This is a genomic window from Megasphaera vaginalis (ex Bordigoni et al. 2020) (assembly GCF_900240295.1).
Lineage (GTDB): Bacteria > Bacillota > Negativicutes > Veillonellales > Megasphaeraceae > Megasphaera > Megasphaera vaginalis.
Genome location: NZ_OEQB01000001.1, coordinates 356374 through 379100, shown reverse-complemented (window position 1 = coordinate 379100; position 22727 = coordinate 356374). Strand labels below are relative to the sequence as shown.

Below are 22727 nucleotides of genomic sequence, written 5' to 3'. Positions count from 1 at the left end.
ATGACAGAAATTACGACGATTCAAGGCGTTATGGAACGCCTTCTGTTTGAAGCGCCCGATTCGGATTATCTTGTTTTTCGCCTTCGTCTGGAAAGCGATGATCTGTTATTGACCGTGACCGGGCACGGCAGCAAACCGCTTGTCGGGGACCGTCTTCGTATTTGCGGCGAATGGGTGCAGCACAAACGTTTCGGTAAGCAGTTTGCCGCTTCGGGATGGCAGCGTTTGGCACCGGAGACGGCTGATGGGATCGAGAGTTTTCTGGCTTCCGGCGCCGTCGACGGCATTGGCCCCGCCTTGGCGCACCGCATTGTGGCGGCATTCGGCATGGCGGCGATGGATATTATGGAGCGGGAGCCGGATCGTCTGCTGGAAATTGACGGTATCGGCAGGAAGAAGTTGGCCGTGATTACAGAAAGTTTCCGCGCCGAAAAAGAAGTCAACGGTGTAGCACTTTTGTTGGAAGAGCATGGCGTAACGGGGCGATATGCTTCGCGGCTCGTACAGAAATACGGTGATGACGCGGCTTACGTTTTGGCCCATGAGCCGTATCGACTGATTCAGGAAATCGACGGTATCGGGTTTAAAACAGCCGACCAGATCGCCTTGGCCTTCGGCATGGAACCGTTTGCTGAAGAACGGCTGGCAGCCGGTATGACCTATATTTTGCAGGAACTGAATCGCAGCGGCCATGTCTGCGTGCCGGCAACTACTCTGACGGAGCGGAGTGCCGCCGTATTGCATGCCGACGAGGGACTGCTGCACGATGCCGCGGTAAGAGCCGTGCAATGGGGGCAACTGGTTACTGCCGATTATGGCGGTACGATGTATGTGTATACGGCGGCGGCATATGAAGCGGAAACGCTCGTCGCCGAACGGATACGGGAAATGACGGCAATGAAGCCGTTACCTGTCAGGACGCACGTCTCACTGTTCTTGGATCGCCGTCAGGATACACGCCGTATCGTGCTGGCGGAAAAACAGCGGGAGGCCGTGGAGCGATCGCTGTCCTCTGGCCTGCTGGTTATTACGGGCGGTCCCGGTACGGGGAAGACGACGGTCGTGCAGACGATTATCCAATTAGCTGAACAGGAAGGCTTAAAGATCGTCCTTTGCGCACCGACGGGACGGGCGGCTAAGCGGCTTTCGGAAACGACGGAACGGCAGGGGCAGACGATTCACAGGCTTCTGTGTCCTGCCGGTTACGTCGGCAGCAGACAGGTTTTTGAATATAATGAAACACATTTGCTGAAAGCCGACTTAGTTATTGTTGATGAGGTATCCATGCTTGACTTGGAGCTTATGGACAATCTCCTCCGGGCGCTGCCGCCTCACTGCCGCTGTATTCTCGTCGGTGATGCCGATCAGTTGCCGTCTGTCGGAGCCGGCGCCGTTCTCCACGATATCATTCGTTCGGAAACGGTTCCCGTCATCCGCCTCGAGACGATTTTTCGCCAGCATGACGGCGGTCGTATCGTTACCAATGCGCATCGCATCAATCGTGGTCAGTTGCCTATCGTCAATGAAGATGACGAGTTCCGTTTCGTAGAGATCAAAGAGGAAAAGGCAGGGGCCGAACAGATCAGTGCTCTTTATGCGGCAGAGAGCGCCGAACGTGACGGTGTTTTTGCCGTCCAGGTCCTTTCGCCGATGTATCGTCAGGAATGCGGCGTCGATCAGTTGAACCGGCTGATACAGGAACGTTGCAACGGGCCTGCACCGGATAAGGGTGAGATACAAGAGACCAAGGCCGTTTATCGTATCGGCGACAAAGTTATGCAGAAGCAGAATAATTATGACAAGGGCGTTTTCAACGGCGATATAGGCGTGATTTTTGCGGTGCAACAAGAGCGTATCCATGTACGTTACCCGGAGCAGGATGTGAAGTACGAAGGTCGGGAAATTGATGAGATCACGCTGGCATATGCCATTACGGTTCATAAGAGTCAGGGGAGCGAATACCATACCGTAATCATGGCGCTGACCGACAGCCATGCGATTATGTTGCAACGTAACTTGTTTTATACAGCCGTGACCAGAGCTAAGCGGAAGGTCATTCTTGTCGGGACGAAAGGAGCGCTGCACCGTGCCGTTGCCAATGTGCGTCAGAGACGGCGCTTTACGCTTCTGGCGGAGCGACTGCGGGGCGAAGAAATTTTGTAGAGAACGGCGGCGAAGCGGATCATAATGCGTCTGTCTGCCGCTGTTTATCTGCTTTTGCCTGCGATCAGACGGGAGTCGTATCATGGATTTGAAAAACCAGTTTTTGAATATCCTTTTTCCGCCCCGGTGTCCCGGTTGCGGCTGTACCGTCAGCCGGCACGGCGATTGGTGCCCGAACTGTTTTAACCGCCTCTGGCAGCCGAGGCTGATTGACGGCAGCCGGCGGCAAAGGCAGCTTGACGGTTGTTATTGCCTGATGCAGTATCGCGGTGCCATGCGCCGGATTTTGCAGGCCCTTAAGTATGACCGCGCTTTTCGGTATGAAGCGGCGTGTCATACGGTTTTACAACGGGTTCCCTGGGCTGAAAGACTGCAGGATGTTGACGTTGTTATGCCGGTTCCCTTGGCGGCCGAGAAGGAATTGAACCGCACCTTTAATCAAAGTACGGTTATCTTCCGCGCTTGGGCGGAAACGCGTTGGCCGTGGTGCGACGGGCTGTTACGCCTGCGTGAGACACAGGCGCAATGGCGGCTTACAAGAGCGGAGAGGGAAGCAAACAGCAAAAAAGCCTTTGCCGTAAAAGAGACGGTTTCGGTAGATGGCCGAACGATTCTCCTTGTCGAGCAAAGATGCTTGGGATTGATACAATATTGGAAACGGTGTGCATAGCGAAAAAGTCCATATATAGCGAGGCCTAGGCAAACGTCGGCAGATGGCCGGCTTTTTTTGTGCCTAAAATCAGGAGAGCGGACTTATAGCAAAGGAGAAGAAAAAACGGCAATAAGAATACGGCAGTAACGATAGCTTTTTATCGTTACTGCCGTATTTTTTAGATTTTCTTTCCCCATTGAATACCAAACAGGGTTTCATCGTTTGGCCCCAATTTTATAACTGCATGGTTATTGAGCAGAGAAGAAATATCTGGCCCTAAATTGTCTTGTCGGTCAAATGCTATGAAGATTTGTTTTCCTCTGATGGTTGAATACAGTTGTAATAGTTGCCGTAAGTTTTCATCGGAAATATTCGGAAATAATAATGAATCGTGGGCAAGAGCTGGCAGTGGTGTCAATTTTAAAATACTTAAATCGTAAATCAGCATTCCTTTATAATTGGTGCCAGTTCCTGAATCTCTCGGTGTCTCAAAGGTATAGCTGTTGCTTTTTAGCAACCTGAGAATGGGCGCATTGTCTTCACTATGAGATATGAAGTCGCTGATTTTCTCCATTTCATCATTAATACTTTTTTCCATCTGATGCAGAAGCAATGTGGTTCGCTCTTCAAGTGCTTTCTTTGCTTGCTTTTCAATTTCAGTTAAATTTTGCAGATTGATAAAATTATCGCATTCATTTTCTAAAGTAGTTATCTCATGATCGAGCTTAGTATAAGCGGTAAGAAATTCGTCACTAAATGCCATCGATGGTTTTAGTCGTTCGATATAATTTTGGATTTTATCCACTTGGTTTTGGAGAGGTAGTAGCTCTTGTTCCATTCTTCTCTTTGTTTCAAGCAATTCATCTTTGAGTATAGATTGTATCTTGTGGTGGAATTTTTCAATTTTAGCTAGTTTTTCAATATTGGCATTGGGGAAGAAGGTCAAGAGATTATTCAAATCTGCTTCCGTTGGTTGAACCCCAAGTTGAAGATTTAAATCGACGAGATGAATATCATTTTTCTTCTGCTCAAGCTTTTTTCTGGCATCACGAAGATATCGTTTTAATTCGTTTATTTGATTGGCCTTTTTCACTTCTTCTCTATCAACAGAGGAATTATTGGAGAAGGCTAGGTCTTCTTTTTCTTGACGTAATTCGGCTAACTTTGATTGTGCCTTCTCATACTCTTTTTGTCGTGTAATAGCAGAGGCGATAAAGTTGTATTTCTGTGCTGTACGAAAGGCGGAGTACTTGTCTTTAGCGGATTTTAACTGGTTCTGGAAATATGAAATCTCATTATGGTGGTTGAAAAGACAGAGCAAGACATTGATTGCAGCCGTACTGTTCTCTGACTCTCTGATTTTCAATGGCTGCATTTCATCGATTTTGCTTTTCTTATAGATACGGAAAAAGCGGCTGATTGTATTCCTAAATGAAACTCCGGGAAAATCCATTTTGTATTGATGACAAAGCCATTGAGTGTATTCAGTCAGGCGTATCTCTTTGAAGATATCTTTTGACGGATGTTCACGAATCACGTCAGGATTTGTTGTATCTCGCGAAAATCTGTAATCTTGATTTGAAAAACGAAAGGTGAAAAATATTTCATGGTTTCCCAATTCAATCACAGCATCGCTTTTTACATAAGACGAACCACCAAATGCGAAATCAATTATCATAAGCATGGTGGATTTTCCAATAGAATTCGCTCCATTTTTACTTCCTAGTATGACATTTAACCCTGGGTGAAAGTTTATTGTTTCCTCTGGGTGCTTTGGAGTTTTAAATTTGGAGCAAGATATTTCTATCAACATTTTTCTATTTCTCCCTTTTCATTTAATGTAATTTTTTTGAGGGCGTATAGACAATCCAGAACATCAACGAGTTCTACAGGCCCCTTGATGGCTCTGCATAGATGCAGAAGTTCGACTGGAGTCTTAGGAGTATTCAGGTTATATAGGATGCAAGGCATCTTGGATAAGATGCTGTCATTATATGAAAAAAGTTTATTTGGTAATATCATGAAATACCTCGCAGGATTGAATGAAATAACAGACAACAATATTACAATAAATCAGATTTTGTTTTGTTATGCGGTGAATTTGCTTAGATATACTTTCATATATTGCAATTTGTGAAAGCCCTTTATCTTCCAAGCGCTGACAAATTGTTTTTATTTCGATACGAACCAACTCGTCTGAATATTGTTTCTGGCGTGATAGGTTCTGCATGATTTGATTAATATAGAAAAAGTATTTTGTGACATAATTTTTTACGGTTTCTGCTAGAAGAAGATTTTCATCTTCATCAATCTTATTTGCAATAAACGTCGGCTCGTAATTTAACGAAGTTAAAGTACTTGGCTTTAAATAAACCAGACTTTCAACAACTCGTCTTATGCCTTTATCAATGTTTACATCAGATATTGTACTTCTTGCTTTTCTGGACTCAATCTGCAGTTCTTTTGCTGTTTCGAGTTCCTTGCGTTCGTGTGCTGTATGCTTCAAAATATACTGTTCAAAGCAATCATGACAAACGGCACAGATATTTGAGAAAGAAGGTGCTTTCTTTTCATTGATGATAAGAACCTCATAATCGGGGGTGCTTCTTCCGTCATCAGCAAATTTTTGGAGATGGTGCGAACAGCCTGGCATAGAGCAGGTGCTGTTGCAATCATCTAACAGACCACTGCCATATTGTCCTTTCAGCTGATTTGACTTATAGTGTGCTTCTTGCTCACGTCGCGTATTTTCCAACGCCGGATCAATAAGTTCTTCGAGCCCACGCTTTAACAGATCGAATAACTTTTCACCAACATTATCTTTGGTTACGTCTTCAGCAAATGGTGTTATGTCCTTTGCTAAACCATCCAGCACAATATCTGATCGATTTGGATCATGTATTGATTCGATGAAATTATCTCGTGTCAGACGAGATAACATTTTTCCTGCCAATTTTTTGGTTGGCTTACTTGTATAGAATTTTCTGAGAGATCCATCCTTATAGCTTTCTTCTGAGGAAGGGTCTCTTTTTGTATACCATTCATCTTCAGGGATGTCGCAGAGCATCTGGATAAGATTACGCATGAAACTAGGAACTTCTGCATCTTTCATGAGATGAGGACGAATAGCGTGTATGACCTCTTTGAACAACATGGTAGGGCTCCTTGTTTTCCTATTTTTCCTACGGTTTCCTAAAACATCTAATTTGAGGGAGGGGCATTTTGTATAGTAGGGATGTAAGTTAACTTCATTTTACCATTTCTTTTGCTCCCTGAAAATATATTGAAGATTGCTAATATTAGGGAAACAAAAGAGAAACTGTCTCGATGTTCACTCCCGGACGCGGGTGTGCCCAGAGCCGAGAGACGGTCTGGAAAGTTAATCACGTCAGCCTACTGGGATGGTTGGCCATAGAAGCGAGGATGCATCTTATGGTCAATTTCGACAGGCTGCCTGCGTGGATTCTCGCTTCGCATTATGCGAAGGAGATCGCGCATGGCCAATCTACAGACAAACAAACAGAAGCAGTATTACATTCCTCTGGAGCTCACTCCAGAAACCGTCATCACCGAGGAGTACAAGGATTGTGAAGTCCGCTGGTCAAAAATCGGTTGCCGGAAGGTACGTACTATCCTGATTCCAGCAACCAAAGAACAGTACTATGAATTCATGCGTCCGCTCTGGCGGGAAGATAAACGACAGCAGCGGCATGGTGCCGATGAGGTATCGGCGGACAAGGTGCGGGATGACTACGAGCTGGAGGTGCCTGATGACTTCAACTTAGAGGAAGAAGTCGTGAAGGAAGAGTTGCTGGCAGCGCTGCGCCATGAACTGGCAGCCCTGCAGGACATCGATCGGACTATCTTGATGATGCTTGCCGATGGTTCCAGCGAAGCGGCGACCGGGAAGGCCGTCGGCTTGAGCCAGAAAGCGGTGAACAAGCGCAAACATAAGCTCTATGCACTCCTAAAGGAACACCTCGAAGACTTCCGTTAAATGGGGGAAAATCCGTCTGCAAAAAAAAGTGGCCGGATTTTTTTTGAAATCGGTACTTAACGATAACGCGGTTGTCCTATTACTGGTGAAGGGCGAACGAAGAAGCTCTTCAGGAAGGAGGCAGACAGATGATTCACACACAGACACCTGAGAAACTGGCTCAGCAGCAAAAGATGAACCGGGAACTGGCGGCAGTGCTGATGGCCATCAGCACCACGACCCGCAGTATCGCCAGGAACATCCATCTCTTATCGATGCAAAGACATGTGAAAGGAGTCAATCCGTATGACAAACGATGAATTGCAGAAACTGGCAGCAGCCCTGACCGATTGCGGAAAGGCGCTGCTGAAGATTTCCGAAGCCATGGCGGTGAAAGAAGATAATCCGCCAGCTTCAGAAGCAAAATCTGAGAAGGCTGAAGAGCCGCTGACCCTGGAAGATGTCCGTAAAGTTGCTGCCGACAAGGCTCGCAAGGGATTCACAGCAGAAGTCCGCAGCCTCATCCAGAAGTATGGGGCGGACAAGCTGTCCGGCATTGATGCGGCACAGTATGAAGCGTTCCTGAAGGAGCTAGAGGTGATCGGTCATGCCGGGTAAACACGCGGTGCTGTCCGCATCTTCCTGCTACCGATGGTTGGCCTGCCCGCCGTCCGCCCAGGAATGTGCCAATTTGCCGGATACCTCCAGTGAATTCGCCCGCCAGGGAACAGATGCCCATACGCTCTGCGAATTCAAGGTGAAGACAGCTCTGGGGCAGAAGATGGAAGACCCGACGAAATCCCTGACGTACTTTGATGAGGAGATGGCGGAATGCACTGATGAATATGCGCAGTTCGTTATGGAATGTCTGGCAGCGGCCAAAGCATCCTGCAAGGACCCGCTGATTATGATTGAACAGCAGCTGGACTTTTCCAAGTGGGTTCCTGGCGGGTTCGGAACAGGCGACTGCCTCATCGTGGCCGACGATACCCTGACGGTCATCGATTACAAGAACGGCCTGGGAGTCCTGGTGGATGCCGAGAAGAATCCGCAAATGATGTGCTATGCCCTCGGCGCACTGAACTTGTTCGATGGCATCTATGATATCCGCCAGGTGTCCATGACCATCTTCCAGCCCCGCCGGGACAACGTCAGTACCTGCACCATGAGCAAGGAAGCACTGCTCCACTGGGCCGAAACGGTGCTGAAGCCCGCGGCAGAACTGGCGGACAAAGGCGAAGGGGAGTACAAGGCTGGCGACCATTGCCGTTTCTGCAAGATCAAGGCGACATGTCGCAAGAGGGCTGAATATAACCTGGAACTGGCTCAGTATGATTTTGCCGTCCCGTCCACGCTTCAGGATGAAGAAATCGAAGCCGTCCTTTCTAAGGCCGATGAACTGGTGAACTGGGCCGGAGATGTCAAAGAATACGCTTTGCAGCAGGCCCTGTCCGGCAAGCAGTGGGACGGATGGAAACTGGTCGAAGGACGGTCGAACCGCCGCTACGTAAGTGAAGAAGCAGTCGCCGCCAAAGTGGAAGACGCGGGCTTCAATCCCTATGAAAAGAAGCTGCTCGGCATCACGGCGATGACGAAACAGCTCGGCAAGAAGCGGTTCGAAGAACTGCTGTCAGATTTAGTGGAAAAGCCGCAGGGCAAGCCGGTCCTGGTGCCGGAATCGGATAAGCGTCCGGCCATGCACACCGCGGCAGATGATTTCAATGATGAAAAATAAGGAGGAACTTGTTATGTCCAAGAATTATGTCAATCCGTGCAAAGTGATTACCGGAGTCAATACCAGATGGTCTTATGCCAACGTCTGGGAACCGAAGTCCATCAATGGCGGTACGCCGAAGTACAGCGTCAGCCTGATCATCCCTAAGTCGGATACGAAGACCGTAGAAAAAATCCGCGCTGCCATCAAGGCTGCCTATGAAGAAGGCGAAAGCAAGCTCAAGGGCAATGGCCGCGTCGTACCGGCTCTCGAAGCCATCAAGACACCGCTCCGTGACGGCGACCTGGAACGCCCGGGCGATGACGCTTATAAAGACAGCTTCTTCGTCAATGCCAACTCGGCTACCAAGCCGGGCATCGTCGATGCCGACTGCCAGCATATCCTAGAACGCTCTGAAGTCTACTCCGGCGTCTATGGCCGTGCGTCCATCAACTTCTATGCCTTCAACAGCAACGGCAATAAAGGCATTGCCTGCGGACTGAACAATCTGCAGAAAATCCGTGATGGCGAACCCCTCGGCGGCAAGCCCCGTGCAGAAGATGATTTTGCTACAGCTGACGATGATGATTTCCTGGCATAAGGAGGCGCGATGATGGAAACTATGATGAGACTGATTCTGGACGGCCTGTACTGCCTGGTTGCACTGTGCGCCGGCGGGTTCTTCGTGGCCATGATTTATACGGATATCAAAAAAGACCAGCGGGATGAAGAAATGGCCCGGCACCGGGAAGAACGGGAAGAAGAATATCATCGCAAGCAGATGGAATCCTTCCGGAACAAGTAGTAGTGAATAGCAGCGGCGGGGCCTTGTGCCTCGCCGTTTTTTCGAGGTGAAGAGTATGAAAACCATCAGTATCGATATTGAAACATTCAGCGATGTCAGCCTGGTTAAATGCGGCGTGTACAAATATGCTGAATCGCCGGCCTTTGAAATTCTCCTCTTCGGATATGCCATAGATGGCGGCGAGGTGCAGGTCGTTGACCTGGCGCGGGGAGAACACATCCCGGATGATATCCTAGATGCCCTGACCGATGAATCCGTCACCAAGTGGGCGTTCAATGCCAGCTTCGAACGGGTCTGCCTGTCGCGGTATCTGCGTGACCTGGGGATGAGCCTGGACCCGTTCCATGACCATCATCCGCTTTCCCAGGACTGTGCCAGGTTCCTCAATCCGGCAGGATGGAAATGCTCCATGATTTGGTCGGCCTATATGGGCCTGCCCCTTTCCCTGGAAGGCGCAGGGGCCGTGCTGAAACTGGACAGCCAAAAGATGAAGGAAGGCAAAGAGCTGATCCGCTATTTCTGTGTTCCCTGCAAGGAAACCAAGTCGAATGGCGGCAGGACGAGGAACCTTTCTCGGCATGCACCAGATAAATGGACACTGTTCAAGTCCTACAACAAACGGGATGTGGAAGTGGAAATGGCTATCCAGGAGCGGCTGAAGAAGTATCCTGTCCCGGAACCGGTATGGGATGAATATCATCTCGACCAGGAAATCAATGACCGGGGCATCGCCATTGACCGGACACTGGCTGAAAATGCCATTGCCATAGATGCCCGCAGCCGGGACAGCCTGATGGCTGTACTGAAGGAAAAGACGGGCCTGGAGAATCCAAACTCTGTCATCCAGATGATCGGCTGGCTAGAACAGCATGGGATGAAGACGGAGTCCTTGGGCAAAAAGCAGGTACAGGAACTGCTGAAGACGGCAGAAGAACCGCTTCGCAGTGTACTGTTGCTTCGACAGAAACTGGCCAAATCTTCGGTCCGGAAATACCAGGCCATGGAGATGACGGCTTGTGAGGATGGTCGGGCTAGGGGCATGTTCCAGTTTTATGGAGCCAACCGGACCGGACGGTTTGCCGGCCGGCACATCCAGTTGCAGAATCTGCCCCAAAATCATCTGCCGGACCTATCGGAAGCCCGGGAACTGGTACGCCAGGGAAATTACGAAGCACTGGAACTCTTGTACGATTCCATCCCTGAGGTCCTTTCCCAACTGATCCGCACCGCCTTTATACCTCGGCAAGGCATGAAGTTCGTGGTATCAGATTTCTCCGCCATCGAGGCACGGGTCATTTCGTGGCTTGCCGGAGAAACATGGAAATCAGAAACCTTTGCGGCCGGCCAGGACATCTATTGCACGACAGCCAGTCAGATGTTTGGCGTACCCGTGATGAAGCATGGGATAAATGGCCACTTGAGGCAGAAAGGCAAAATCGCAGAATTGGCCTGCGGCTATGGCGGTTCTGTCGGTGCGCTGAAGGCCATGGGCGCACTGGATATGGGACTTACGGAAAACGAGCTGTATCCTTTGGTCCAGTCCTGGCGGTCGGCTAATCCACATATCGTTGATTTCTGGTGGCAAGTGGATGCCGCCGCGAAAACAGCCATCAAGGAACATATCCCCATGCGGGCTGGCTGCATCCGCTTCCTCTGCCAGAGCGGCATGCTGTTCATCCAGCTCCCAAGCGGACGGCGGCTTTCCTATGTGAAGCCCCAGATAGGCGAGAACCGCTTCGGCGGGGAATCTGTCACCTATGAGGGCATCGGCGCAACGAAGAAGTGGGAACGGCTGGAAAGCTACGGCCCGAAGTTTGTGGAAAACATCGTCCAGGGCATCAGCCGGGACATCCTCTGCTATGCCATGCAGACGTTGCGGTGCTGTGCCATCGTCGGCCATGTCCATGATGAACTGATCATCGAATGCAGCCGTGATGCCAGCGTCGATGCCATCTGCGAGCAGATGGGCCGGACACCGCCGTGGGCTGAAGGATTGTTGCTCCGGGCAGACGGATACGAATGTGAATTTTATCAGAAAGATTGAAACGGAGGTACTTAAAGCAGCGGATTCTGTCCTGTTACTGATAGAGGACGAGTTCCTCGGAAATTTTAACGAAAGGTGGAATCCGCTATGAAATTTTTAATTCCGGAAGATGAGCTTGGCGTGTTTGCTGATCAGGGAGGTGTGCCAAGGGTTGACAGCCTGTTTGTCGCTGATGTTTTTGATAAACAGCATTTCCATGTACTGCGTGATATCGCAAAAATCACTCAATCCAAATCTGGATTGAGTGAAACATTCATTGCATCCAACTTTGAGTCCAGTACATATTGTGATGCCACAGGCAGAAAACTGCCGCGTTACCTGCTGACCCGTGATGGCTTCACGATGCTGGTCATGGGCTACACAGGCCCGAAGGCGATGCACTTCAAGGAACGCTACATCCAGCGTTTCAACGAGATGGAACAATGTGTCCGGTCGCTCCTGTCTGCACGGCAGGAATTCCCGATGCTGACGGACATGATCTGCCGCCTGCATGAAAGCCCGAAGCCGTACCACTTCAGCAACGAATGTGACATGCTGAACCGCATCGTTCTCGGCATGTCTGCCAAGCAGTTCCGGCTGGCCAACGGCATCGAAAAAGGGCAGAGCATCCGGCCTTATCTGACTGCGCAGCAAATCCATGCTCTGGACCGGCTGCAGCACCTGGATTACGGCCTGCTGTATTCCTGCCCGGATTTCCAGCAGCGCAAACAGATGCTCATGACCTATTACAAGACGGAACTGGAGGGATGAGGCATGTTTTACGTAAAGGAACCGATTAACGATGCCATGGAAGTCACGATTGAAATCAGCGATGAGAATGTATTTTGCCGCTGCCCGGTTTGCGGCAGGGAAGTGATGGTGGATTTGGAGGAAGTCCTGGGCGACGGGAATGGCGACCTGTTCGATACAGCCGTCCTGTGCGAAGACTGCTCCCGGGAACTGCTGGAGGTGCGCGATGGAGATGGATCCGAAGCGTAATGCGGAACACTACCCGGACCCGACGGCTTATCAGGCCATCCGGAATGCGGAACCGGCAAGGTTCCCGTTCCGGCCACTGGTATACGTGTGTTCGCCTTATGCCGGGGATGTGGATGCCAATACAGCCAGGGCGAGGAAATACTGTCGCTATGTGACAGATCAGGGAGGTATTCCGCTGGCCCCGCATTTGTATCTGCCCCAGTTCCTGGATGAAAAGACGGAGCGGGACCTGGCCCTTTTCATGGATATCGCCCTTTTGTCCAAGTGTGCGGAACTTTGGGTGTTCGGCGATATCATCTCGGACGGGATGCAGAAAGAAATCGAGTACGCCCGGCGCAAAAGAAAGCCTGTCCGGTATATCAAGGAGGTTTAAGAATCATGGAATTTACCCTTTATACGGCTGCTCTTACGGGGGCAGAGGCCAATTGCCGTTATCCGGAACAGCGGAAAATCAGCTGTGCCGAAGACCTTGAAGCAGCGGCTGCGTTTGACCATGTCTGTGTGGCATTCAAAAATGATTACCGGAAACGGGAGAATTTTCTCTCATCCGACGTCCTGGTCATGGACTGCGATAATTCGCATACGGAAAATCCTGCTGAATGGATGACTATGGAGAAATTCCTGGTCATGATGCCGGATGTCCCGGTGGCCATTGTCCCGTCACGGAATCACATGAAGCCCAAAGATGGGAAGTGTGCCAGGCCGCGCTTCCATGTCTATTTTGAGATTCCCGAGATTACAGATGAACCGTGCTATACGGAGCTGAAGCGGGCTGTTTATCACGCATATCCTTTTTTCGACGAAGCGGCTCTGGATGCAGCCCGTTTCATCTACGGCTGCCCGGCTGAGAAGGTGCTATGGCAGGATGGGAAAATGACGATCGATCAGGTGCTGAAGGCTCGGGAAGCCGGGACACACAGCATTCCCCAGGGACAGCGCAATAATACCATGAGCCGCTTTGCCGGCCGGGTCATCAAACGGTATGGGGCAACCGAGCGGGCATACTCCATTTTCCTTGAGGAAACCGAAAAATGCGACCCGCCGCTTTCTGATGCAGAACTCAATAAAATCTGGCAGAACGCTGTGCGTTTTGGTGAACGCATTGCCAGACAGGAAGGGTACGTCAGTCCGGAACAGTACAATAACGATTTTGCCCGTCAGGGCAGCCTGAAGCCGGAAGACTACTCGGATATCGGTCAGGCCAAAGTGCTGAAGCGGGAATATGGTGATGAGCTGCGGTATACGGAAAGTACCGATTTCTTGCGGTACAACGGTATCTATTGGGCTGAATCCCATCAGGAAGCCATCGGCGCGGTGGAAGAATTCCTGGAACTGCAGCTGGCAGATGCCAGGGACCAGATGGAAGCTGGCAGAAAAGCGCTGCAGGAAATGGGCGTTGCGGCAGAACTCATCGATAAGGGCGGCCGGATGCTGGAGAAAGTCATCGAAGGCAGTCAGCAGAAAGCCTTCCAGTCCTACCAGGCGGCTTTGGCATATTATGCCTTTGTCATGAAGCGGCGGGACATGCGCTATATCATTTCGGCCCTGCAGGCCCTGAAGCCGATGCTGCTCATTCCCATCCAGGCCCTGGATGCGGATGAATTCCTGCTCAACACGCCTTCGTTTACGTATGACCTGCGGCAGGGGATGGCGGGCAGGCGGAATCATCGTCCGGAAGATTATATTACCAAATGCACCGCTGTCAATCCCGGAGAGGAAGGGGAAGCGGTCTGGCAGCAGGCCCTGGGCGAGTTCTTCACGGGCGACCAGGAGCTGATTGATTACGCCCAGGAAATCTGCGGACTCATGGCTATTGGCAAGGTGTATGTGGAAGCCCTGGTCATTGCCTATGGCGATGGACGGAACGGGAAATCTACCTACTGGAACTCCATCGCCCGGGTGCTGGGGAGCTATTGCGGCGGCATTTCGGCGGATGCCCTGACGGCGAACTGCAAGCGTAACATCAAGCCGGAAATGGCGGAACTCAAGGGCAAGCGCATGGTTATCGCGGCCGAGATGGAAGAAGGCGTCCGGCTTTCCACTTCTGTCCTGAAGCAGCTCTGCTCAACAGATGAAGTCGGCGGCGAAAAGAAATACAAGACGCCGTTTACCTTTGTACCGACCCATACGCTGGTCCTGTATACCAACCATCTGCCGCGCGTCGGAGCCAGTGATGAAGGAACATGGCGCCGGCTTATCGTCATTCCCTTCAAGGCACAGTTTGAAGGACATGGCGAAATCAAGAACTATGCGGATTATCTGGTGGAAACGGCTGGCCCCGCTATCCTGCGCTGGATCATCGAAGGGGCGGAGAAGGTCATTGCCAGCGAGTACCATCTGACCATGCCGAAATGTGTGCGGGATGCTATCCAGGAATACCGCGGGCAGAATGACTGGCTCCGTCATTTTCTGGAAGACTGCTGCGATGTGGATCCATCATGCCAGGAAAAGTCCGGGGCGCTTTATACGGCCTACCGCTTGTATTGCCAGCAGATGAATGAGTATACCCGTAGCACGACGGATTTTTATGGGGCCCTGGAGAAAGCAGGTTTCGACAGGCGCAAGCGGAAAGCCGGGTATTTTATTTATGGATTGAAACTGAAAGTCACAGATTTCCTGTGAGAGAAGGGAAGGGTGCAGGTCGGTGCAGGTCTATCCATAAACTCCCTTTAAGGCTGAAAAATAGAAAAAATGCCTTTAAGAAAAGTTTGCGGAACGACCTTCAACGACCTGCACCCCTGTAAAAAAGAGGTGATACCGATGCGGGAAAAAGAGATAGAGCATAACCTGGTGATGGAAACCAGGAAGGCAGGCGGTATGGCAGTGAAGTTTGTTTCGCCATCGTTTTCCGGCATGCCGGACCGCTTGGTCCTATTGGGTGATGGGAAGATGGGCTTCGTGGAAGTGAAAGCGCCGGGGCAGAAGCCGAGGCCGCTGCAGCTTAGGCGTCATGCCATGCTGCGGAGGCTGGGCTACCAGGTCTTCGTCCTGGATTCCATGGAGGACATCCCTGCTGTCCTAAAGGCCATCGCCCACACGCCCGATAGGAAAGGGGGCGGAAGTGCATGAAGTTCATGCCGCATGAATATCAGAAATACGCCATCGAATATATCAAGTCCCATCCCGTCACGGCCCTGTTCCTGGACATGGGACTTGGCAAGACGGTGACGACGCTGACGGCCATCCGGGACCTGATGTATGACACCTTTGAAGTACAGCGGGTGCTGGTTGTCGCTCCGCTGCGGGTGGTGAGAGACACCTGGCCGGATGAAATCAAGAAGTGGGACCACCTGAAATGTCTTGCCTGTTCCGTCGTGGTCGGCAGCGTGGCAGAACGGAGAAGAGCCTTGCAGCAGGATGCGGATATCTATATCGTGAACCGGGAGAACCTGGTATGGCTCTATCAGAACAGCCACCTGGATTTCGATATGGTTGTCCTGGACGAGCTGTCGAGCTTCAAGAACCACCAGTCGAAGCGGTTCCGGGCCATGAAGGCCCTGCGTCCCAGGGTGAAACGCATCGTCGGGCTTACAGGTACACCCAGCGGCAATGGTTTGATGGATCTCTGGGCCGAGTTCCGCATCCTGGATATGGGAAAGCGGCTGGGGAGATATATCAGCCAGTACCGGAACCTGTACTTCCAGCCGGATAAGCGCAATGGCATGGTGGTGTATTCCTACAAACCCCTGCCGGGAGCGGAAGAAGCCATCTATCACCAGATTGCCGACATCACCGTGTCCATGAAGGCGACCGATTACTTGAAAATGCCGGAGCTGGTGAGCGTAGCGAAGGAAGTCCGGTTGAGCGGTAAGGAAAAGGAACGGTATGATGAACTGAAGAAATCCCTGGTGCTGGAACTTCCAGGCGGCGAAATCACAGCCGCCAATGCTGCGTCGCTTACCTTGAAGCTTTCGCAGTTGGCGAACGGTGCCATTTATACAGATGACAAGGATGTGGTGACCATCCATGACCGGGAGCTGGATGCCATGGAAGACCTGGTGGAAAGCGCCAACGGGAAACCGGTCCTGGTGGCCTATTGGTTCAAGCACGATAAAGACCGCATCCAGAAGCGTATGGAATCCCGGGAACTGAAGGAGCCGAAGGACTTCGCCGACTGGAACGCAGGAAAGATTCCCGTGGCGCTTATCCATCCGGCCTCTGCCGGACATGGGCTGAACCTTCAGCAGGGTGGTTCCATCCTGGTCTGGTTCGGCCTGACCTGGAGCCTGGAACTGTACCAGCAGACCAACGCCCGGCTCTGGCGGCAGGGGCAGCAGAGCCGCACAGTCATCATACAGCACATCATAGCCAAGGACACGATTGATGAACGCATCCTGAAAGTCTTGGAACACAAAGACGGAACCCAGGCCGCACTGATCGAGGCGGTGAAAGCTGACCTGGGCATGACGGAAACAGGAAAAGGGGGTATACTATGAAGCAGGACTTGGAAGGAGAAGAAAAGCGTATGGAAGCCAAAGCGTACCTGGAACAGGCACGGAACATCAACATACAGATAGACAGCAAGCTGGAGCAGGTATCCGCCTTGCGGCAGCTTGCCATCAAGGCGTCATCGACACTCAGCCCGGTGCCGCCGAGCGGGACACCCAACCCGCATCGGCTGGAAGAAACCATCGCCCGCATGATGGATATGGAACAGGAAGTGGATGAAGCCATCGACGTCCTGGTCGAACTCAAGGCAGACATCATGAAGGCCATCAGCCGGGTGCCGGATGCCCGGGAACGGGTCGTCCTGGAACTCCGCTACCTGGCCTTCAAGGATTGGGCGTCCATTGCCGATGCCCTGGGGCTTCATGTCCGCCAGGTGTACCGCCTGCATGACGAAGCCTTGAAACACATCGAGATTCCTGGAGAATGTCACTGAATGTCACTAAAGCAGCACTTGATGTCACTGGCTTCCGTAAGATATACTATAATCAGCAAGAAAAGAATGAAGGACCGAGGCTTGAACGCCATCGGTCCTTTTTGATGCCGGAGATGATACGAATGCCAAGAAGACCGCAGACACCGTGCAAGTATCCGGGATGCCCAAAGCTGGTGCCGTACGGAAGGAAGTATTGTGATGAACATGAACGGCAGTGCCAGGGGGAACGGAAGAGCGCGGTGCTGCGTGGCTACGGGAGAGAATGGCAGAAAGCCAGGAAGTTCTTCCTGAAACGTCATCCCTGGTGCATCCGCTGCAAAGAGAAAGGACGGCTGGTCCCGGCAACCGTCGTGGATCATATCAAGCCGCATCGTGGCGACCCGGATTTGTTCTGGGATGAGAAGAACTGGCAGCCCTTGTGCAAGAGCTGCCATGACCATAAGACGATGACCGAAGACCGGGACATCGAGTACAAGTACTGAAAAGCAAGCGGGGCGGGGGGATGTCAATCTCTGCAGCCCTTCCGTCCATGACCGCCGCCCCCTCAAATGGGAAAAAACGCGAAATTCATAAGGGGGGATATAAGGACGGTCTTCAACCGAATATCAAGCAGCTCCAGGCTTCTGGCCCGGGGCTTTTTTATTGCCAGGGAGAAGGGAACCTTCATGAATGACTGCCAGCGCAGGCAGATTGAAACCATGCGGAAACAGGGGATGGGATACAAGGCCATCGCCCGGGAAACGAAGCTGTCACGGGACAGCGTACGGAATTATTGCCGCTGGCATCATCTAAACGGATACGGAGCCGCCATCGCCGCGGCATCCAGAAAGGAAACAGTGTATGAAGACATCGGATATGGAATGGAAAGTCCTGCCCATCGGCCAGCTGAAGCCTGCGGCATATAACCCCAGGAAGCAGCTGAAGCCCGGTGACAAGGAATATGAGAAGATCAAGCATTCCATCCAGGAGTTCGGTTATGTAGACCCCATCATCGTCAACTATGACATGACCGTCATCGGCGGGCATCAGCGCCTGACTGTGCTGAAAGAACTGGGCTATGAAGAAGTCCAGTGTGTGGTCGTCCATATCGAAGACGAACACAAGGTCAAGGCACTCAATATCGCGCTCAATAAAATCACCGGCGCCTGGAACGAACAGCTCCTGGCCGACCTCATCGTGGATTTGCAGAGCGTCGATTTCAATGTAGACCTGACGGGCTTCGAGGCACCGGAAGTGGAGCAGCTCTTTTCCAAAGTCCACAATAAGAAGGTGAAAGAAGATGATTTCGATGTGGGCGGAGAACTGGAACAGCCGGCTATGGCCAAGGCAGGGGATATCTGGCTCCTGGGGGAACACCGTGTCATCTGCGGCGATGCCACGCTGCCGGAAACCTACAAATGTTTGATGGACGGCAAGAAAGCAAATCTGGTGCTGACGGATCCTCCGTACAATGTGGATGTGGAAGAAACGGCCGGGAAAATCAAGAACGACAATATGCCGGACGATAAATTTTATCAGTTCCTGTTCAGCGCTTTCGTCAACATGGAGCAGAACATGGAACGGGATGCATCCATCTATGTGTTCCACGCCGATACGCAGGGGCTGAACTTCCGCAAGGCCTTCAAGGACGCAGGCTTCTACCTGTCCGGCTGCTGCATCTGGAAGAAGAACGCCCTGGTCCTGGGCCGCAGTCCGTACCAGTGGCAGCACGAGCCGTGCCTGTTCGGCTGGAAGCTGAACGGGAAACACCAGTGGTATTCCGACCGCAAGCAGACAACCATCTGGGAATATGACCGTCCGAAAGCCAGTAAGGAACATCCGACCATGAAGCCCGTGGCGCTCATGGCCTATCCTATACAGAACTCGTCCATGAGCCACTGCATTGTCCTGGACCCGTTCCTCGGCTCCGGCTCCACGCTCATGGCCTGCCAACAGACAGACCGCATCTGTTATGGCATCGAGCTGGACGAGAAGTTCGTCGATGTCATCGTGAAGCGGTATATCAGCGAGTGCGGGAGTGAAGGCGTGTTTATACTGCGTGGGAATGAGAAAATTACTTATGATAAAGTACAAGAATGACTTGCTATTATCGGCGTTCAGAGTGATATATGTACTAGCAAAACAAGGAGGTACATAGACCATGACAATCCAGACGAACCTGAACGACCGCAAGGAACTGGCCAGAAAACTGATTCCTTTTAACCATAACGAAAAGCTTCATTACGCCGGAGCGCCGACCTTTGCCTACGAAGGGCAGAGCTTCCGCATCCTTCGCAGCGGCGATATCGAATGTGACGATGGAAAGACAGAAGCCGCCATGATTGGTTTCCTTCAGCAGGAAGGCATCCTTCTGCAGCCGGAGCCGGCAGAAGGAACGGAAACCGAAGTGCCGCAAGAGCGGCTGCAGCAGGATGAAACGCCAGGATTGGAAGCACTGCCGCAGACGGAAACGGAGCCGGATACGATGGAAATCAAGGTTCCCCTTGATGGCATGGACGGGGCGCAGCTTCGCAATCTGGTCTTCATGCTCCATGCCCAGCAATACCTTCTGAACCGGGCTGCGGGGCATGAAAACATCCAGGTGCCGGACAGGCTGATTGAAGACCTGAAAGAGGAACCTGTGACAGACAGGACTTCATTCTTTGTGGTCTACCAGAACTACAGCAAGGAAGGGAAAGGCTTCCTGATTACTGCAGAAACAGTGACATTCTATTTGGTTGCGACAGGCAACGCCATGAAGAACCGTGCTTTGATTGAACTGACGGCCTTCATGGTCGGCGCGGCGAAAAAGGCGAAACGAATTAATCCCGTCACCCGGAAACCGGAGAATGAGAAATACTATCTGCGGATGTGGCTCCTGCGCATCGGCATGGGAACGAAAGCCAGTCACGAATCGCGCATGGCCCTGCTGAAAGGCCTGAACGGATGGAGTGCTTTCCGCACAGAAGCGGACGCCAAAGCCCACGCTGAACGGCAGAAGGAACGCCGGAACCAGAACACATAAATCCTCAATTTAATTCATAATTATTCTCAAAATGACTTGCTATTGTGTGCCTTTAGAGTGATATATAGTGTACCGAAAGAACACACGCACACATAGAAAGGACAGAGATGATTATGAAAACACTGCACTTTGGAATCGAAATGGAAATGACAGGGATTACGAGAAGCCGGGCCGCCAGCCTCATGGCCCGCTTCTTCAGAACGGAAAGCCGGCACGAAGGCGGAGCCTACGATACCTATATCGCAAGGGATGAACAGGGACGGAAATGGAAAGCCATGAACGACTCCAGCCTGATTCCCCAAAAGAAGGTGAACGGAAACATTACAGACGCTTCCAGCTTCTACCGCACGGAAGTGGTCAGTCCCATCCTTTCCTACGAAGACATTCCGAAGCTGCAAGAGCTGGTACGGACGTTCCGCAAGGCCGGTGCCTTTGCCAACAAGTCCTGCGGCATCCACATCCATGTCGGGGCCGAACGGTTCACGGTAAAGACCCTGCGGAACTTGGTGAACATTATGGCGAGCAAGGAAGACATGATTTACCGCGCTCTCCAGATCAATCCCTCGCGGGAAAGCCGGTACTGCCGGAAGGCGAACACCACCTTCCTGAAGGAACTCAACCGGGAAAAGCCGGACACCCTGGACGGGATCGCCGACCTCTGGTATCAGGAAGCACCCTATGGACGGACTCACCATTACAACAGCACCCGCTATCATGGGCTGAACCTGCATGCCACCTTCACCAAGGGAACGGTTGAGTTCCGGCTTTTCAACGGGACGCTCCACGCCGGAGAAATCAAGGCATACATCCAGTTCTGCCTGGCCGTTGCTCATCAGGCCCTCACGCAGAAGAAGGCCTCGGCACGGAAGACCGAGACGGATAATGAAAAATACGCCTTCCGGTGCTGGATGCTCCGGCTCGGGCTCATCGGCGACGAATTCAAGACCTGCCGCCTCCACTTCCTTAAACACCTCACAGGCAATTCCGCATGGCGCAATGCCGCCGCTTGAAGGGGATAGCCTTCCGGGCAGCTTCGGCTGCCCTTGGGGTGGTAGAAGGGCATTCCCTTCAGAAAGGATGAGAGCTATGAATAAAAAAATCTACATTGCCTACGGCAGCAATATGAGTGAAGCGCAGATGGCGCAGCGGTGTCCCGATGCCACCCTTGCGGGGACAGGACGGGTAAATGGGTATGAGCTGCTTTTCAAAGGCTCCCTGACCGGATGCTACGCCACTATCGAGAAAAAGGCGGATGCCTTTGTTCCGGTCGTCCTCTGGCGCATTTCCGAGGCAGACGAACGGAGACTTGATGCATACGAAGGCTTTCCACGGTTCTATTACAAAAAAGAAGTGAAAGTGGAAACCGCTGACGGCACAATCCGCGGGCTGGTGTATATCATGCACGAAGATCGGCACTTCGGCATCCCGGAAGCATGGTATTACCAGAACATGGAGCGGGATTATCGCAAGTTCGGCTTTGACCTGTCCGTCCTGCGGTTGGGGCTACAGAACAGCCGGGCAAGGACGAAAGGCGCACGGGTGCGGCTGATTTCCATGGACGATGTGCAGGCGCCGCCTGCAGGTACCGAAGGCACGGTCCAGTACGTCGATGATGCCGGAACCATCCACGTGCAGTGGGACACGGGCGGCAGCCTCGGACTGGTACCCGGCGCCGATGAATGGGAATTTGTTTAATAAAATGCATAAATAACAGAAAAAATGACTTGCTATTATGTGCCTTTAGAGTGATATATATACATGACAAAGGGGACAAGCCCCAAAGAAAAAAGCGCATGAAAGCGAGGAAAAAACGATGAGAACAATCATTACACTGGATGGAAAGAAAATCAGCAAAAAAGCAGCCTGCGAAATGTTTGGAAAGGAAGACATGGACAAACGGATACGGGAAGCCAAAGAAGTCTTTTTCGAAGACCCAAATGAAGAAAGCAGCTGGTGGAGGGGAAGCGGGATGCTGACCATTGAGTTTCGGTAAACTTCCGAACAATAAGGGGCCGATAGCAGGCCCCTTTTCTCGTAGAAAAATGCATAAATAATCGAAAAATGACTTGCTATTATGTGTCTTTAGAGTGATATATATACATGACGAAGGGGGAAGCCCCAAAGAACAAGCACATGAAAGCGAGGAATTTACCATGACAAACATTTACGCACTCCGTAACCATTTCGAACTCCACGAATACAAGACAGCAATTACAAGAGCTGATTTCGAAGCCCATTTCAAAGCCACGAAGGAAAAGGTGACCTTCACTTTTGGAGGCTGGGATGGCAAAAGCTATCACGGTGAAAGCCGCACCGCAAGGGTTTACCGGACAGATATAAAAGGCTACGAAGATGTCAGGTTTATCAAAGTGGGGAAAGGGCTTCATTACATCGAGGATGCTCTCCCGATTCTTGAAGAAGCGACCGGGGAAACTCACCCGAGTGCCGAATGGCTGGTCGATGTCCTGAAAAGCGCACGATAAGGAAAAACTGAAGACGGGGCCGAAAG

At 51.5% G+C, this 22727-nt stretch carries 27 protein-coding genes; 24 read left to right on the top strand and 3 right to left on the bottom strand.

All coding sequences use genetic code 11. From position 1 onward, the window contains the following. Positions 1–2163, top strand: coding sequence for an ATP-dependent RecD-like DNA helicase (locus C0977_RS01830; RefSeq protein WP_101912222.1), 2163 nt, complete (start codon positions 1–3; stop codon positions 2161–2163). Positions 2164–2245: 82 nt separating this feature from the next. Next, on the top strand, positions 2246–2833 hold the full coding sequence (locus C0977_RS01825; protein ID WP_101912221.1) for a ComF family protein: 588 nt from the start codon (positions 2246–2248) through the stop codon (positions 2831–2833). 160 nt (positions 2834–2993) lie between these two features. On the opposite strand, the gene C0977_RS01820 is transcribed toward C0977_RS01825, so the two are convergent. Genes C0977_RS01820 through C0977_RS01815 form a run of 3 tightly spaced genes read right to left on the bottom strand, consistent with a single transcriptional unit; the run spans position 2994 to position 5969 of the window. Then, positions 2994–4628, bottom strand: a complete 1635-nt coding sequence (locus C0977_RS01820; protein ID WP_101912220.1) for a DUF2326 domain-containing protein — start codon at positions 4626–4628, stop codon at positions 2994–2996. Next, the gene (locus tag C0977_RS11330; RefSeq protein WP_374111287.1) at positions 4622–4786 is read right to left on the bottom strand and encodes an ABC-three component system middle component 7; all 165 of its coding nucleotides are present in this window, start codon (positions 4784–4786) and stop codon (positions 4622–4624) included. The genes C0977_RS01820 and C0977_RS11330 overlap by 7 nt, the downstream gene beginning before the upstream one ends. A 34-nt stretch (positions 4787–4820) precedes the next feature. Then, a complete protein-coding gene (locus tag C0977_RS01815) occupies positions 4821–5969 on the bottom strand; it encodes an ABC-three component system protein (RefSeq protein WP_101912219.1) in 1149 nt (382 codons plus the stop codon). Between the two features lie 342 nt (positions 5970–6311). Between C0977_RS01815 and C0977_RS01810 the strand changes: the two genes are divergently transcribed. From C0977_RS01810 to C0977_RS01710, 22 genes are all read left to right on the top strand, one after another. Next, positions 6312–6812 carry a hypothetical protein gene (locus tag C0977_RS01810; protein ID WP_101912218.1) on the top strand — a complete coding sequence of 167 codons (501 nt, stop codon included), beginning with the start codon at positions 6312–6314 and terminating at the stop codon, positions 6810–6812. A 128-nt stretch (positions 6813–6940) separates the two neighbouring features. Beyond that, positions 6941–7111 (top strand): hypothetical protein, encoded by a 171-nt coding sequence (locus C0977_RS10935; RefSeq protein WP_169013056.1) that lies wholly within the window; start codon positions 6941–6943, stop codon positions 7109–7111. Next, the gene (locus C0977_RS01805) at positions 7098–7409 is read left to right on the top strand and encodes an rRNA biogenesis protein rrp5 (RefSeq protein ID WP_101912217.1); all 312 of its coding nucleotides are present in this window, start codon (positions 7098–7100) and stop codon (positions 7407–7409) included. The genes C0977_RS10935 and C0977_RS01805 overlap by 14 nt, the downstream gene beginning before the upstream one ends. Continuing rightward, positions 7399–8526: a DUF2800 domain-containing protein gene (locus tag C0977_RS01800; protein WP_101912216.1), complete on the top strand. Its 1128-nt coding sequence runs from the start codon at positions 7399–7401 to the stop codon at positions 8524–8526. The genes C0977_RS01805 and C0977_RS01800 overlap by 11 nt, the downstream gene beginning before the upstream one ends. Positions 8527–8539: 13 nt before the next feature. Further along, on the top strand, positions 8540–9106 hold the full coding sequence (locus C0977_RS01795) for a DUF2815 family protein (protein ID WP_101912215.1): 567 nt from the start codon (positions 8540–8542) through the stop codon (positions 9104–9106). A 9-nt stretch (positions 9107–9115) separates the two neighbouring features. Further along, on the top strand, positions 9116–9310 hold the full coding sequence (locus C0977_RS01790) for a hypothetical protein (protein ID WP_200814192.1): 195 nt from the start codon (positions 9116–9118) through the stop codon (positions 9308–9310). A gap of 55 nt (positions 9311–9365) precedes the next feature. Beyond that, positions 9366–11354 (top strand): DNA polymerase, encoded by a 1989-nt coding sequence (locus C0977_RS01785; RefSeq protein ID WP_101912214.1) that lies wholly within the window; start codon positions 9366–9368, stop codon positions 11352–11354. An 87-nt stretch (positions 11355–11441) separates the two neighbouring features. Next, positions 11442–12104, top strand: coding sequence for a Rha family transcriptional regulator (locus tag C0977_RS01780; protein WP_200814191.1), 663 nt, complete (start codon positions 11442–11444; stop codon positions 12102–12104). Positions 12105–12107: 3 nt separating this feature from the next. Next, positions 12108–12332 (top strand): hypothetical protein, encoded by a 225-nt coding sequence (locus tag C0977_RS01775; RefSeq protein ID WP_101912212.1) that lies wholly within the window; start codon positions 12108–12110, stop codon positions 12330–12332. Then, on the top strand, positions 12310–12705 hold the full coding sequence (locus tag C0977_RS01770; RefSeq protein ID WP_101912211.1) for a DUF4406 domain-containing protein: 396 nt from the start codon (positions 12310–12312) through the stop codon (positions 12703–12705). The genes C0977_RS01775 and C0977_RS01770 overlap by 23 nt, the downstream gene beginning before the upstream one ends. Positions 12706–12710: 5 nt before the next feature. After that, on the top strand, positions 12711–14954 hold the full coding sequence (locus C0977_RS01765; protein ID WP_101912210.1) for a phage/plasmid primase, P4 family: 2244 nt from the start codon (positions 12711–12713) through the stop codon (positions 14952–14954). Positions 14955–15092: 138 nt separating this feature from the next. Further along, complete coding sequence (locus C0977_RS01760; RefSeq protein WP_101912209.1) at positions 15093–15401, top strand: VRR-NUC domain-containing protein; 309 nt, start codon at positions 15093–15095, stop codon at positions 15399–15401. Continuing rightward, positions 15398–16768, top strand: a complete 1371-nt coding sequence (locus tag C0977_RS01755) for a DEAD/DEAH box helicase (RefSeq protein WP_101912208.1) — start codon at positions 15398–15400, stop codon at positions 16766–16768. The genes C0977_RS01760 and C0977_RS01755 overlap by 4 nt, the downstream gene beginning before the upstream one ends. Further along, complete coding sequence (locus tag C0977_RS01750; RefSeq protein ID WP_101912207.1) at positions 16765–17214, top strand: hypothetical protein; 450 nt, start codon at positions 16765–16767, stop codon at positions 17212–17214. The genes C0977_RS01755 and C0977_RS01750 overlap by 4 nt, the downstream gene beginning before the upstream one ends. Positions 17215–17336: 122 nt before the next feature. Continuing rightward, positions 17337–17696 (top strand): HNH endonuclease, encoded by a 360-nt coding sequence (locus C0977_RS01745; protein WP_101912335.1) that lies wholly within the window; start codon positions 17337–17339, stop codon positions 17694–17696. A 183-nt stretch (positions 17697–17879) separates the two neighbouring features. Next, positions 17880–18119, top strand: coding sequence for a hypothetical protein (locus C0977_RS01740; RefSeq protein ID WP_101912206.1), 240 nt, complete (start codon positions 17880–17882; stop codon positions 18117–18119). Next, entirely contained in the window at positions 18070–19293 is a 1224-nt protein-coding gene (locus C0977_RS01735; protein ID WP_101912205.1) for a site-specific DNA-methyltransferase, read from the top strand. Before C0977_RS01740 ends, C0977_RS01735 begins: the two co-directional genes overlap by 50 nt. A 61-nt stretch (positions 19294–19354) precedes the next feature. Further along, positions 19355–20218, top strand: a complete 864-nt coding sequence (locus C0977_RS01730) for a hypothetical protein (protein ID WP_101912204.1) — start codon at positions 19355–19357, stop codon at positions 20216–20218. A 107-nt stretch (positions 20219–20325) separates the two neighbouring features. Beyond that, positions 20326–21228, top strand: coding sequence for an amidoligase family protein (locus C0977_RS01725; protein ID WP_101912203.1), 903 nt, complete (start codon positions 20326–20328; stop codon positions 21226–21228). A 76-nt stretch (positions 21229–21304) separates the two neighbouring features. Further along, a complete protein-coding gene (locus C0977_RS11325; RefSeq protein ID WP_101912202.1) occupies positions 21305–21913 on the top strand; it encodes a DUF4314 domain-containing protein in 609 nt (202 codons plus the stop codon). Between the two features lie 118 nt (positions 21914–22031). After that, positions 22032–22211, top strand: coding sequence for a hypothetical protein (locus C0977_RS01715; RefSeq protein WP_101912201.1), 180 nt, complete (start codon positions 22032–22034; stop codon positions 22209–22211). Positions 22212–22371: 160 nt separating this feature from the next. Continuing rightward, a complete protein-coding gene (locus C0977_RS01710) occupies positions 22372–22701 on the top strand; it encodes a hypothetical protein (protein WP_101912200.1) in 330 nt (109 codons plus the stop codon). The last annotated feature ends 26 nt before the right edge of the window (positions 22702–22727 follow it).